The 13,224-nt window shown below is 70.5% G+C and carries 8 protein-coding genes and 2 tRNA genes; 2 read left to right on the top strand and 8 right to left on the bottom strand.

Going from position 1 to position 13,224, the window contains the following annotated elements:
- The first annotated feature begins 66 nt into the window (after positions 1-66).
- Positions 67-3,840 (top strand): S8 family serine peptidase, encoded by a 3,774-nt coding sequence (locus ACGF3C_RS09155; RefSeq protein ID WP_393220241.1) that lies wholly within the window; start codon positions 67-69, stop codon positions 3,838-3,840.
- A gap of 118 nt (positions 3,841-3,958) precedes the next feature.
- On the opposite strand, the gene ACGF3C_RS09150 is transcribed toward ACGF3C_RS09155, so the two are convergent.
- The 6 genes from ACGF3C_RS09150 to ACGF3C_RS09125 all read right to left on the bottom strand — a co-directional run bounded on the left by ACGF3C_RS09150 (position 3,959) and on the right by ACGF3C_RS09125 (position 10,034).
- Positions 3,959-4,035 (bottom strand) — tRNA-Met (locus ACGF3C_RS09150).
- A 135-nt stretch (positions 4,036-4,170) separates the two neighbouring features.
- Positions 4,171-4,244 (bottom strand) — tRNA-Met (locus tag ACGF3C_RS09145).
- Positions 4,245-4,331: 87 nt separating this feature from the next.
- Positions 4,332-5,255, bottom strand: a complete 924-nt coding sequence (locus tag ACGF3C_RS09140) for a hypothetical protein (RefSeq protein WP_357229884.1) — start codon at positions 5,253-5,255, stop codon at positions 4,332-4,334.
- A complete protein-coding gene (locus ACGF3C_RS09135) occupies positions 5,245-5,754 on the bottom strand; it encodes a SigE family RNA polymerase sigma factor (protein ID WP_357229886.1) in 510 nt (169 codons plus the stop codon). Before ACGF3C_RS09135 ends, ACGF3C_RS09140 begins: the two co-directional genes overlap by 11 nt.
- Before the next feature lie 191 nt (positions 5,755-5,945).
- Positions 5,946-8,924 carry a UPF0182 family protein gene (locus ACGF3C_RS09130; RefSeq protein ID WP_393220236.1) on the bottom strand — a complete coding sequence of 993 codons (2,979 nt, stop codon included), beginning with the start codon at positions 8,922-8,924 and terminating at the stop codon, positions 5,946-5,948.
- Between the two features lie 96 nt (positions 8,925-9,020).
- Complete coding sequence (locus tag ACGF3C_RS09125; RefSeq protein WP_393220233.1) at positions 9,021-10,034, bottom strand: PDZ domain-containing protein; 1,014 nt, start codon at positions 10,032-10,034, stop codon at positions 9,021-9,023.
- 115 nt (positions 10,035-10,149) lie between these two features.
- On the opposite strand from ACGF3C_RS09125, the gene ACGF3C_RS09120 reads away from it, so the two are divergent.
- Positions 10,150-11,466: a zinc-dependent metalloprotease gene (locus ACGF3C_RS09120; protein WP_355008179.1), complete on the top strand. Its 1,317-nt coding sequence runs from the start codon at positions 10,150-10,152 to the stop codon at positions 11,464-11,466.
- A 141-nt stretch (positions 11,467-11,607) separates the two neighbouring features.
- Here the strand turns inward: ACGF3C_RS09120 and ACGF3C_RS09115 are convergent, their stop codons facing one another.
- Together ACGF3C_RS09115 and ACGF3C_RS09110 are read right to left on the bottom strand one after the other, a co-directional pair.
- Positions 11,608-12,216 (bottom strand): hypothetical protein, encoded by a 609-nt coding sequence (locus ACGF3C_RS09115; RefSeq protein ID WP_357207137.1) that lies wholly within the window; start codon positions 12,214-12,216, stop codon positions 11,608-11,610.
- A 171-nt stretch (positions 12,217-12,387) separates the two neighbouring features.
- Entirely contained in the window at positions 12,388-12,921 is a 534-nt protein-coding gene (locus tag ACGF3C_RS09110) for a M48 family metallopeptidase (RefSeq protein ID WP_357207139.1), read from the bottom strand.
- Between the last annotated feature and the right edge of the window lie 303 nt (positions 12,922-13,224).

Raw genomic sequence — 13,224 nt, 5'->3', positions numbered from 1 at the left:
ACTCGCAACGTCCCGGCAAAGATGATGATCTTTACATGAATCTATCGAGGTGATCGGATTCGCCTCATGCTCACCTCTTTAGGCAGTGCGCGGATCTCTCGCACCCGAAGATCTGCGGCGGCAGCGGTCGGCGTCACAGTCGTCGCCGCTCTCCTCACCCCCACGGCCGCGCACGGCGCCCCACCACCCCCACCGCCGCCGACGAGAGCCGCTCCGAGCGGCGACGCGGACCGCACCCCCGTCACGGTCACTCTGATCACCGGCGACCGGGTGACGGTGACCCCGGGCGTCCACGGCGCAACCGAATCGGTGGACGTGAAGCGCGCCCCGGGCGCCACCGGCTCCGTACGCATCTCCACTGAGGGCCGAGACACCTACGTGTACCCGGACGAGGCGTTGCCGTACCTCGCCACCGGTCGACTCGACAAGCAGCTGTTCGACGTCACCCAGCTCATCGCCCAGGGCTACGACGACGCGCGGACCGCCGACCTTCCCCTGATCGTCACCCGCACCACGGGTGCGGCGAAGCTCAGGACCGGCACCACGCTGCCGGGCGCGCAGACCACGCTGGAGCTGCCCTCCGTCCGTGGTGAGGCGATCCGCACACGCCGATCGCAGGCGGCGGACTTCTGGTCGGCCCTCACCAGTGGACAGTCGCCGACCGGCCGCAGCGCTGCCACCCCGGCGCCCTCCTTCGCGGCCGGCGTCGACAAGGTGTGGCTCGACGGCAAGGCGAAGGCCACCCTGGCCGACACCACCGCCCAGATCGGCGCGCCCGCGGCGTGGGCCGCGGGTGGCACCGGCAGCGGCGTCCGGGTCGCCGTCCTGGACAGCGGAGTGGACACCACCCACCCGGATCTCGCCGACCAGGTGGTGGCCTCCCGAAGCTTCATCGCCGGCCAGGACGTGATCGACCGGAACGGGCACGGCACCCACACCGCGTCCACCGTCGCCGGGACGGGCGCCGCCTCCGGCGGCAAGGAACGGGGCGTGGCCCCCGACGCCGACCTGGTGATCGGCAAGGTCCTCGACGAGTACGGCAGCGGGTCCATCTCGGGGATCATCGCGGGCATGGAGTGGGCGGCGCGGGCCGAGCACGCCAAGGTGATCAACATGAGCCTCGGCGTGAGCGCCTGGCACACCCAGGACGACCCGCTGAGCCAGGCCGTCAACCAGCTGACCGCCGAGACGGGTGCGCTCTTCGTCGTGGCCGCCGGCAACAGCGGGCCAGACCCGTACACCCTCGGCGCGCCGGGCACCGCGGACGCCGCGCTGACCATCGGCGCGGTGGACACCTCCGACCACCTGGCGGGCTTTTCCAGCGTCGGGCCCCGGTTGAACGACGAGGCCCTGAAGCCCGACATGACCGCACCGGGGGTGGACGTGCTGGCGGCACGCTCGCAGCACATCCCCTGGGGCGAGGGCTACTACTACACCGACAGTGGCACCTCGATGGCAGCGCCGCACGTCGCCGGGGCGGCCGCCCTGCTGGTGCAGAAGCACCCGACCTGGAGCGCGCGGCAGCTCAAGGACGCGCTGATGGGCACCAGCGTCCGCACGCCCGACTACGACGCCTACCAGGCCGGTAGCGGTCGGTTGAACGTCGCCGCCGCCTACCACCAGGACCAGGTCGTCGCGTCCGGGTCGGTGGACGCCGGACTCGTCGGTTGGGGCAGCGCGCCACAGCCGATCAAGCGGACGATCACCTACACCAACACGACGGACAGCCCGATCGCGTTGGAGCTCTCCGTCGATCACGGCACCGCCCCCGCACAGACGTTCACGGCAACCGCCGACCGCGTCACGGTGCCCGCTCGGGCCAGCGCGACGGTCGACGTCGTGGTGGCCCCGGCCGGCCTCTCCCCCGGCAGGTACTCCGCCCAGGTCACCGCCCGCTTCGCCGCCGGCGAGGTGCACACGGCCGTCGGGGTCGCCGTCGAGTCCAAGAAGTACGACCTCACCATCCACCTGAAGGACCGCGCCGGCCGGCCCATGAGCGGCGAGGTCGAGGTCGTCAACGCCGAGACCGGCTCCGCCTTCATGTGGGTGCCGGACGGAAAGCTCACCGCCCGCCTGACGCCCGGCTCCTACACCGTCGTCGCGGCGGCGGACGTGGAGGGTCTGCACGGGCCCCGCTCCCTCGGGCTCGCGATGCTGACCGCTCCCGAGGTCGACCTGAGCACCGACCGGGTCGTGGAACTCGACGCCGCGCGGGCCCGCCAGGTGAAGGTGGCGACACCCCAGCCGACCGCCGTCGTCAACAGTCGGATCGACGTCTACCGCTCCTTCGCCGAGAGCGAGCCGACACCCACCGACTGGAACGCCCTGCGCGAGACGTTCTGGCCGGGTGCCGCCTACGACAGCCTGTGGGCCCTGCCGACCGGGAACAAGGTGCGCAGGGGCAGCTTCGTCTTCACCACCCGGATCCGCGCCGAGCAGACGCCGCTGGCCATCAGCTACCCCGGCCGGCAGCTCAGCGACCCGCTCGCCCAGCCCGGTTCCCCGCCCCTGCCCGACGGCACCTCGCGCCTGGACGCCGTCTTCGCGGGTGCCGGCGGCACCGCCGACTACGCCGGCCTGGCCGCCCGCGGCAAGGCCGTGGTCGTCCGCGGCAACGAAGCGGTGACCCCCACGGATCAGGCAGCGGCGGCGCACACCGCCGGCGCGGCGATGCTCGTCGTTGTCAACGACCGCGCGGGTCGCAAAAGCGAGTGGTACGGCAACACCGACGCCGTGACGACCGGACCGATCCCGGTGGCCTCGGTGACAATGGACGAGGGCGAGGCGTTGATCCAGAAGATCAGCGCTGCCGGCCGCAAGCCGCTACGCCTGGTCGTGGTCGCCCACCCCCGGGCGAAGTACCTGTACGACCTTGTGGACTACCACAGTGGCGGGGTGCCGAAGGACCCGTCCGCCAAGACCGACCCGCGCAACCTCGCCCGGATCGATCTCACCTTCTCCCCGCCCCCGGGGAAGCAGTCCAGCGAGACCCGGATGGACTTCCCGCCGTACGAGTACGCGGCGGCACGGCCGTTCCCGTTCGAGCCGGTCGCGCCGGGGCCGCGCACCGACTGGGTCTCCGCGGGTGGCGGCATCAAGTGGATGCAGTACGCCGACGTCGCCGACTGGGCGCGGTCCAACACGGAGGCCATCGCCTACCGGCCGGGCAGCGTCCAGAAGGACCGCTGGTTCGGGCCCATCACCCGGCCACGGATGCTCAGCACCGAGATCCCGTTCCGTGGTGAGACCGCCATGAGCGCCTACATCCAGGGCTTCGGCGACGCGGGCGCCGCCCACAGCGGCGGGGCCAGCATGTCGCAGATCGCCACGTTCTATCAGGGCGACAAGCAGCTGACCCAGTTCAACGGCTGGCCGGAGATCGGCGCGGGTGACCTGTCGCCGGAGAAGCTGCCGTACCGACTGGTCGTCGACACCTTGGGCAAACCCGAGTTCAGCCCGTACTCGACCGCCACGCACACCGAGTGGAGCTTCATCTCCGGCGGCACCACCGAGGTGCAGGCCATCCCGTTGGTCCAGCTGGACTACGGAACGGACGTGGACTTCGCGGGTCGGACGAAGCGCCGAACCAACTTCTCGATCACGCCAGTGGTGGTGGGCAGCACCGCGGCTCGGGATGCCGTGTCGTCACTTGAGTTGGAGATCTCCTACGACGACGGAGTGACCTGGCAGCGGCAGGACCTGCGGGAGAAGAAGGGAACCTGGCAGGCGTCGTTGAACGCGCCGCCCCGGGCCGACTTCGTGTCTATCCGGGTCACCGCCAAGCAGCGCAACGGTGGCGGCGTCACCCAGAGCGTCACCCGGGCCTTCGGCCTGCGGTAGAACCCGCCGGGGGCCGGTGCCGACGAGGTACCGGCCCCTGCGGGCCCCTCGCTTCTGACAGCGGCACCATACAGGTCCGGCCCCCACACTGTGGGGGCCGGACCTGTATCACTTTCAGTGGTAGCGGGGACAGGATTTGAACCTGCGACCTCTGGGTTATGAGCCCAGCGAGCTACCGAGCTGCTCCACCCCGCGTCGACTGGTTAAGACTAACTCACCCGTTCCGGGCGATGATCAGCGGGGTCGCCATCCGCTGTGGCCGGCACCCCGGAATGTCGAAAGCCCGTCTCCGGTGAACCGGAGACGGGCTTCGAACTGGTGTTTCTCTCGTAGCGGGGACAGGATTTGAACCTGCGACCTCTGGGTTATGAGCCCAGCGAGCTACCGAGCTGCTCCACCCCGCGTCGGTTCGCTAACCGTAGCGCACCAACCCGGGACACCGCAAAGCGACTCCGATACCGCCGGCACGGACAGCTCTGACCTGGGCGTTGTCAGTCGAGCCAGTTCTCGATCGCCGCGACCGCCCGTCGACTGTCAGCATCGACCTGGGACCGAACGGCGACCGTGTGCTCCCAACCCTGCTCCCAGAGCACCGTCACCACGTCGCCGACCCGGACCGCCCGGACCAGCCGAACCTCCTCCGTACCCGGCTCACCCATCCCGTCCGGCATCGGAGCCCGCATCTCGAACAGCACCGACCCGTCCCCGTACGCCCCTGAGGCCAGCAGCCGCTGACGCCACGTCCTGTTGTCGTCGGGCAGCTTCTGGTCGGGGCAGCCGCGCACCGCCTGCCGCAGCTCCCGCAACGCGTCGTCGGCGCGACCTGCCCGGTAGATGGTGATGGTGTGCCGGTAACTACCGTCCGGCACGTGCCCCGTCGGCGTCTCCGGCATCTTGTAGGCCAGGTAGCGACCACGGCGTTGGACCATGGCCGAGTCGCTGGGCAGGCGCGCACCGCACAGCGTCGGCAGTGCCGGACCCTCCCCCGAGGATTCCAGTCCGGTCCGATTCGGGGCCGCCAGCAGGAAGAAGGCGCGGTCCGGGATCGAGGTGGGCGGCCGAGGTGCCGCCGGTCCGGTGGTGACCGGCTGCGACGGCGTACCACTCGGGGTGGTCCGCGACGGTAGCGGTGCCGAGGGAGTCGGCGAGGGTGACGGCAGGGAGGTCGCCGTCGCCCCGGTCGGCGACGGGCCAGGGATGTCGGCGGGCGGCGGTGCGGAACCGTCCGCCGGGTACGCCAGTCGGCCACCGACGACAACCACGCCCACGAGCAGCGCCACCGCGAGCGTCGAACCGGCTACCCGTGCTCGGGCTCGCCGGTCGGCGAACCGCCGAAGGGACTCGGGGCGGGTCAGCTCGTGCCCGTCCGCGACGGTGCCGAGCGACCGGTACAGGTCAGAGAGTTCAACTGACATCGTTCGCCTCCAACTCCACGACTCTGAGGTCGGGCAGCAGCGCGGCCAGCCGGGACCGGCCCCGGGACAGCCAGGACTTCACGGTGCCGACCGGCACGTCGGTCTCCCGGGCGATCTCCTCGACGGACATGTCGAAGAGGTAGTGCAGGGCCAGTGCCTGCCGGTGCGTGGCGGGCAACTGCCGGAGCGCTCGGACCAGGAGCACCCCGTCCTCGCTGGGTGGAGGTGCGACCGCCGGCGGTCCGGTACGGCTCAACACCACCCGCCAACGGTGCAGGCGCCGCCAGCGGTCGGTCGCCAGCCGGGCCACCACGAGCCGCAGCCACGCCTCCGGCGCCGGATGCGACGACAGTCGCCCCCACTGCCGCCAGGCCCGGGTGTACGCCTCCTGCACCAGGTCCTGCGCCTCACCGTGGTCGCCAGCGACCGCGTAGCCGTACCGCAGCGTCCGGCGGGCGGTGCTGCGGTAGAAGTCATCGAAGCTCTGCGCGTCCCGCACGACTGTTCCCCCTCGTCCCCACCCCGTTGCAGTGAGGACGGCGGACCGGCACCGCAGGTTGCGGTCCCGGGCGGTGCTGTCGGTGACGTGACAGATACGCACAGATCAGGCCAACGGCCGAGCCCCCGCCCCTCGGACCTGATGCGGTCCGAGGGACGGGGGCTCGGGGAGGAACTGCGTGCGGTGGCGGGTCAGCCTCCAGCACTCGGGCTGGCACCCGGCGCACCAGCGGCCTGCTGCGCCTGCTGGAACGCGGTGAGCGCCTCGTCGAGGGCCTTCAGCGCACGCCCGTACCGCTCGAAGTCGCCCGACGTCTGCGCGGCCCGGACCTCGGTGATCGCGGTCTGCACCCGGTCCGCGGCGGCAGCCAGATCACCGGTCGGCGGTGGGGTGCCGGCGCTCGGAGTCGGCGACGGCGCCGCCGTCCCCGAAGGCGTCGGAGTCGGGGTCGTCGGGTTGCCCCCGGTCGTCGGCGGCGGCGACGTGCCCTGCCCGGCCTTCTTACCCTGCTCGACCAACTGCTTGATGCCGTCGTTGATGTTGTCGGCGAGCGCCACGAAGGAGCCGCCGTCACCGTACGAGAGCAGCACCTTCTGCAACAGCGGGTACGCGTCCTGCTGGTTGCTCTTCACGTAGACCGGCTCGACGTAGAGCATCCCGTCGGCGAAGGGCAACGAGAGCAGGTTGCCGTACTGCACCTGCGCCTGGTTGCTGGAGAGCAGGTTGAGCTGCTGACGGATGTTCGCGTTGTTGGTCATCTGCTGGTGCACCTGCACCGGGCCGGAGATTCGGGTCTGATCCGGCAACTCCAGCACCTCCAGCCGGGGCTGCCCGTCGACGTACGACCCGGAGATCAGCGCGGCGAGGTTCTGCCGGCCGTTCGGGGTGACCGCCGAGGTGAGCTGGAACCGGGGGCTCTCCTGCCCGGGGAACTGGGTGAACAGGTAGTACGGGGGCTGCTTCTGACCGCTGTCCGGGGCGTCCGGCACGTTGGGCACCTGCCAGAAGTCCTGTGCGGAGTAGAAGTCACCCGGGTTCGTCACGTGGAACTTGGTGAGCAGGTTGCGCTGCACCTTGAACATGTCCGCCGGGTAGCGCAGGTGCTCGCTCAGCTCGACCGGGATCTCCGCCTTCGGCAGCACCAGGTCGCCGCCGAACGCCTTGTTCCACGCCTTGAGCACCGGGTCGGTGTCGTCGTACTCGTAGAGCTTCACGGTGCCGTCGTACGCGTCGACGGTGGCCTTGACCGAGTTGCGCATGTAGTTGACGTCTTCGCGGGCCAGCTGGAAGGTGCCCCGGTTGGTCAACTCGTCGGTGGTCTCGGTCTGCAGGTTGACCCGCTCCGCGTACGGGTAGGAGGCCGCCGTGGTGTAGCCGTCCACGATCCACTGCACCCGACCGTCGACCACTGCCGGGTACGGGTCGCCGTCCAGGGTGAGGAACGGCGCGACCTTCTCCACCCGGTCGCGCGGGTTGCGCACGTACAGCAGCTTGGAGTCCTTGTTCACCGCCTCGGAGAGCAGGAAGTTCGACTCCTGCTCCTTGATGGCGTACAGCAGTCGCCGGGTGAAGGAGCCGATCTCCACACCGCCCTCACCGGTGTAGGTGTAGGACTCGCCGCCGCCCTCACCGACCGGCCTGTCGAACTCGGCCTTCTTGTTCGGGTCGGACTGCCCGACGATGGCGTAGTCGTCGGCCGCCATCCGCTCGCCGTAGTAGATGCGCGGCTGCTTGGCCGGAATCTGCTCGGTCTGCGAGGAGCACGCTTCCTGGGTCTTCTCGCCGAGGAACCCGGAGACGAAGAACGGCTGCCCACCGCAGACCACCTGGTTGGCCGGGGCGGCCACCAGCCCGTACCCGTGGGTGTACACGGTGTGCCGGTTGATCCAGGTGTTCTGCTGGTCGGTCAGCTCGCCGTAGTTGATCTCCCGGACGCCGACCACGTAGTCGGAGACCTTCCCGTTCACCCCGTACCTGTCGATGTCCAGCTTCGGGCCGAAGTCGTAGAAGCCACGCACCTGCTGGAGCTGGGTGTACGTCTCGCTGACCAACTGCGGGTCGAGCAGCCGCACGTTCGACACCACCGAGGTGTCGGTGGCCAGGTTCCCCGGTGGGGTGAGGTTGTTCGCCGCGTACGGGGTCGTCTCGGTGGCCCCCAACCCGAACGCCGCGCGCGTCGCGTCGATGCTGCGCTGGATGTACGGCGCTTCCTTGTCCTTGGCGCTCGGCTTGACCTCGAAGGTCTGCACCGCCCAGGGGTAGATGCCGCCGATGGCCACCGCGGACACGCCGAGCAGCGCCAGCGAGATCCCCGGCCAGACCAGGTTCCGCATCCAGGCGTTGGAGAACACGAGGATCGCGATGGCCACCACGATCGAGATGTAGGCGAGGATCTCCTTCGCCGGCAGCAACGCGTTGACGTCGGCGTAGCCGGCGCCGTACAACTTGGCGCCCTCGTTGTACTCCAGCAGCATGGCCCGCCGGTCCAACACGTACGCGATCGCCTTCAACAGCACGAAGACCGCGACCAGCGTGCTCAGGTGCGCGCGGGCCGCGTTGCTCATCCGGTCGCCGACGCCCTGCAGGCGGACCCCGCCGAAGAGGTAGTGCACCGCCAGCGCGCCGATCACGGCCAGCACCACAGCGGTGAAGGCGACCCCGAGCAGGTAGCGCCAGAACGGCAGTTGGAAGACGTAGAAGCCGATGTCGACCCCGAACTCCGGGTCCTTGATGCCGAAGTCACCGCCGTTGCGGAACAGCAGCCACTGGTTCCACCGGTTCTGCGCGGAGAGACCGGCGAAGAGCCCGACCACCCCGGCGGTCAGCGAGATCCAGGTGCCGAGACGCGGGCTGAGCAGCATCCGGTAGCGCTCGAGGGTCGCCTGCTCGACCGAGTGCGGACGCAGTCGCGGGCGCAACCGGTAGGCCAGCCACAGGTTGCCACCGACGATCACCGCCATGCCGAGGCCGATGGCGAGGAAGAGCACCAGCCGGGTGAGCAGGACGCCGGTGAAGACCTCGGTGTAGCGGACCTCGTCGAACCAGAGCCAGTCGGTCCACGCCTGGACACCCCAGCCGAGCAGGGTGAAGAGCACGAACACCCCGACCAGGACAGCGATGGTGACGCGCCCGCGCCGGCTCATCCTCGGGAGGGGGCTGCTGCTACGCATGACCACTGTTGGCTCCGCACGCTCGATATGATCGGCTCCGACCAGGCACCCAGAGTACGGGGTGTTCCTGAGCGTGTCGGGGCACGGTCACACCGGTCAGCAACGCGTCGGCTGACCACCCGCGCGCAACGTGTCCAGAGCGGTCATCGCCTCGTCCAACGAGCCCACCCGCAACAGCGGCAGATCGGGCTGCGGATTGCGGACCGCCTCCGCGCAGTTGTCCGCCGGCACCAGGAAGACCTTCGCCCCGGCGCGCTTGGCACCGACCAGCTTCTGGGCGATCCCACCGATCGGCCCGACGGCGCCCTCGTCGTCGATGGTGCCGGTGCCGGCGATGATCTTACCGCCGGTGAGATCGGCCGGGGTCAACTTGTCCACGATCCCCAGGGCGAACATCAGACCGGCGCTCGGCCCACCGATGTCCCCCAGGTCGATGCCGAGCGTGAACGGGTGCGGCTGCTGCTGATCGATCTCGACACCGATCCGCGGTCGGCCGTCCTGCTCCTGGCTGGTCACCGTCGCGGTGGCCGGCGTGCCGTCACGGGTGTAGCCGATGGTCAACGCCGTGCCCGCCGGCTTGGCCCGGACCAGCTCGGTGACCTTCGCCGCCACCGGCACCGGCTCGCCGTCGACCGAGGTGATCAGATCGCCGACCTTCAGCGCACCGGCCGCCGGGCCGTCTCCGACCACCGTCTTGATCACCACCTGCACCGGGAAGCCCAGCTCCCGCAGCGCTGCGGTCTCCGCGCTGGTCTGCGACGCCTTGAAGTCCTCGGCGTTGCGCTGCTCGACCTGCTCCGTCGACTCCCCCGGCGGGTAGACCAGCTCACGCGGCACCACCGCCTCGTCGTCAGAGAACCAGCCCGCGATGGCCCCCCGCAACCGCACGGAGGGTTGCACCCCCACCGTGGTGAGCCGCAACTGGCCGGCCGAGGTCGAGGTCTCCCGACCGGTGACCTGGATGACCTCCTTGCCGTCGGTCGTACCGAGGGTGTTGACGGTCGGCCCCGGGCCCAGCACCACGTACGGAATCGGCACCCGGAGCACCCCGATGCTCAGCAGGGCGGTGAACAGGGCACCGAGCAGGACCGTCAGGCCACGACGTCTCATGCCGCAGAGCGTACCGACCGGTTGCGGCCCGCCCGCCGGATGCGCCACGCGACTTCGCCCTCAGCGCAACGCCAGCGGCGGCTACCTGGGGCGCGGTCCGCGTACCGTAGATGTCGTGCCTGATATTCCGTTCGGTTTCGCGCTCCCGGGTGGGCAACCACCAGACCCCAACGATCCCGCGCAGATGCAGCAGTTCATGTCGCAGTTGCAGCACCTGCTCTCCGCGCCGGGCAGCGGGCCGGTCAACTGGGACCTGGCCCGGCAGGTAGCAGCCAGTCAGCTCGCGGCCGCCGGTGACCCGGCGGTGTCGATGTACGAGCGCAACGCGGTCGAGGAGGCGCTACGCCTCGCCGACCTGTGGTTGGAGCCCGCCTCGGCGTGGCCCAGCGGCATCCAGAACCCCGTTGCGTGGAACCGCAACGAGTGGATCTTCAAGACGCTGGACGTGTGGCGCAAGCTGTGCGACCCCGTCGCCAGCCGGATGGTCGGCGCGATGGGCGACCTGGTGCCACCGGAGGCGCGCGCCCAGCTCGGCCCGATGCAGTCGATGGTGGCCTCCCTCGGTGGCGCGCTCTTCGGCGGTCAGCTGGGCCAGGCTCTCGGCTCGCTCGCCGCGGAGGTGCTCTCCGCCGGCGACATCGGGCTGCCGCTCGGCCCGGCCGGCACGGCCGCGCTGATCCCGGCCAACATCCGGGCGTACGGCGAGGGCCTGGAGCTGCCCGAGGACGAGGTCCGCCTCTACGTGGCGCTGCGCGAGGCCGCCCACCAGCGGCTGTTCCAGCACGTCCCGTGGCTGCGTGGGCATGTGCTCAGCGCTGTCGAGATGTACGCCTCGGGCATCCGGGTCAACCGGGAGGCGATCGAGGAGGCGATGGGCCGGGTCGACCCGACCGACCCCGAGTCGATGCAGGCGATCGCCCTGGAGGGCATCTTCACCCCGGAGGACACGCCGGCGCAGAAGGCCTCACTGGCCCGCCTGGAGACCGCACTCGCCCTGGTCGAGGGCTGGGTGTGCCACGTCGTCGACAGCGCCGCCAGCGACCGGCTGCCGAACGTCGTCCGGCTGGGCGAGGCGTTCCGCCGTCGCCGGGCCGCCGGCGGTCCCGCCGAGCAGACCTTCGCCGCGCTGGTCGGTCTGGAACTGCGGCCCCGCCGACTGCGGGAGGCCGCGGCGCTCTGGGCCGCGCTCACCGAGCACCGTGGCATCGAGGGCCGCGACGCCGTCTGGGGCCACCCGGACCTGCTCCCGTCGGACGACGACTTCGCCGATCCGGTCGCCTTCGCGATGAACGACATGGATCTCAGCGAGCTGGACAGCTTCGACTTCACCGCCCCCGGCGGGGTGGAGGAGAAGGCCCCCGGCCAGTCGGATCAGTCGGGGCGGCCCGGTCCGTCCGACGAGACCGACGGCGAGGGCGACGCCAGGTCCTGACCCCGCTCATTTGACGGCCTGCGCCGTGGGTGCCCCGCAGATCCACAGCGGGCACCCGCGGCGTGTTCGGCGGTGCCGACGGTTCAGGTGGCCCGGCCCGGCCCGGAGAGGTTCAGGTGGATCGGCCCGGCCCGGAGAGGATCAGGTGGGTCGGCCCGCCCCGGACAGCAGGGCGCGGGTCGCTTCCCAACCCTCGAAGGCCGGGTCGAGCGTGGCCAGGTCAGCCGGGCCGCGCAGTCGTCGCCAGCCGGTGGTGACCGCCACGTCACCCGGGCGCGGGGCGTTGGCGCGCGCCTCAGCCGGCGTCGCCGTGTCCAACTCCAGCGTCGGCAGCCAGTCGGGCGCGGGCAGTCGTACCGCGACCCCGAGCAGACCCGGGCCACCGCCCTCGACCGGAGCCACCGCGACCGGCCTGCTGGTGAGTGGGCGAAGCAGCTTGCCGACGGTCAGGGCGGGCAGGTCGGGCACGTCACTGACCAGCACGGCCGCCTGGTCGTACCCCTCCAGCGCGGCGAAGACGGCGTTCGGCGTCGGCTCGGCCACCTCGTACACCGCCGTTCCGGGCCACACCAACGCATCGGCCAGGGCCCGGTCGGCCGGGGTCACCGCGACCGCGACCTCCACCTCGTTGAGCGTGGCGAACAGGTCGATGACGTCTTCTGCCAGCGCCGCTCGCCACTGCGCCAGGTCGACGCCGGGCGGCGACCAGTGCACCGGCCCGAGCAACGCCACCACCACCCGTCGCGCCATCCCCCGACCCTAGCGCCCCACCCCACACAGCCGCCCAACCCGCCCGACCCAGCCAGCTGACCGGGACCCACGGCATGATCGACTCGGCTTCACTGGAATCGCGGTGTCCCGGAGCTCCCGACAGCGCGGTATTCAGGAACGCGAGTGGATCTTCGGGGCGACAGTGTGCGGTCAGGTGGGGAGCGGCGCGCAGGAGGAGGCTGCGGCGACCCCTTCGAGGTAGCCGCGGGCACGTTCCGACTTCGGGTAGCGACCGACAAGCGCCCAGAACCGGGCGTTGTGGCTGGGCACGATGAGGTGCGCCAACTCGTGCAGCAACACGTAGTCGATCACCCAGTCGGGCATCTCCTGGACGCGGTGGGAGATGCGGATGCTGCGGTCCGCCGGCGTGCAGGAGCCCCACCGGCCGTTCTGGTTGGTGACCCATCTGACGCTGGCCGGCACCGCCTTCGAGGCGTACCCGGCGAGGTAGAGGTCGATGAGCCGGTTGGCGCGGGCCAGCAACTCGTCGTCGGACCGGGCAAGGCGGCCCTCCCGGGCGGCGAGCCGGGCGAGCATCCGGTCGACCCACTCGCTCTCCTCGGCACGGGAGAACTGGTCGGGGATGAGGACGACCACTCGCTCACCGTCACGGTACGCGGACACCGTGCGTCGTCGACGCTGACTGCGTCGCACCTCGACGACCGGCTTGCGCGTCCCCGCCATCACTGGGCCGCGCAGCCTCGACTACGTGTCACGAAGGAAAGCTAATGCCCACTGACCAGGGGACCGCAAGGGTCAACCGCACGACACGCGCCCAGAAAATGGTGATTGGTCGCCAGGCGTCCCGAAAATTTCTTGACCGCAGCGCCATCACGCCATCTCGTCACCCTTGGTGAACGTCGACGGCGTCGGTCCGCGGCACATCTCCTACCGTAGGTGATCACCGCCTCGGATGCGCTGTGGAGGTACTCGCACGGGTGGCTGTCAGGGTTTGGTCGGCGTGTCCCCGCCAAACTGACTTATCCG

The sequence above is a fragment of the Micromonospora sp. NPDC047762 genome, from assembly GCF_043204655.1.
Taxonomy (GTDB): domain Bacteria; phylum Actinomycetota; class Actinomycetes; order Mycobacteriales; family Micromonosporaceae; genus Micromonospora.
The sequence above is the reverse complement of the archived record's forward strand: the minus strand, read 5'-3'. Positions and strand labels throughout refer to the sequence as shown.

Bases quoted from the DNA above. Each gene is read 5' to 3' on its own strand.
- ACGF3C_RS09155 (WP_393220241.1), top strand. From the start codon at position 67: ATGCTCACCTCTTTAGGCAGTGCGCGGATCTCTCGCACCCGAAGATCT.
- ACGF3C_RS09125 (WP_393220233.1), bottom strand. From the start codon at position 10,034: ATGAGACGTCGTGGCCTGACGGTCCTGCTCGGTGCCCTGTTCACCGCC.
- ACGF3C_RS09130 (WP_393220236.1), bottom strand. From the start codon at position 8,924: ATGCGTAGCAGCAGCCCCCTCCCGAGGATGAGCCGGCGCGGGCGCGTC.
- ACGF3C_RS09110 (WP_357207139.1), bottom strand. From the start codon at position 12,921: ATGGCGGGGACGCGCAAGCCGGTCGTCGAGGTGCGACGCAGTCAGCGT.
- ACGF3C_RS09115 (WP_357207137.1), bottom strand. From the start codon at position 12,216: ATGGCGCGACGGGTGGTGGTGGCGTTGCTCGGGCCGGTGCACTGGTCG.
- ACGF3C_RS09140 (WP_357229884.1), bottom strand. From the start codon at position 5,255: ATGTCAGTTGAACTCTCTGACCTGTACCGGTCGCTCGGCACCGTCGCG.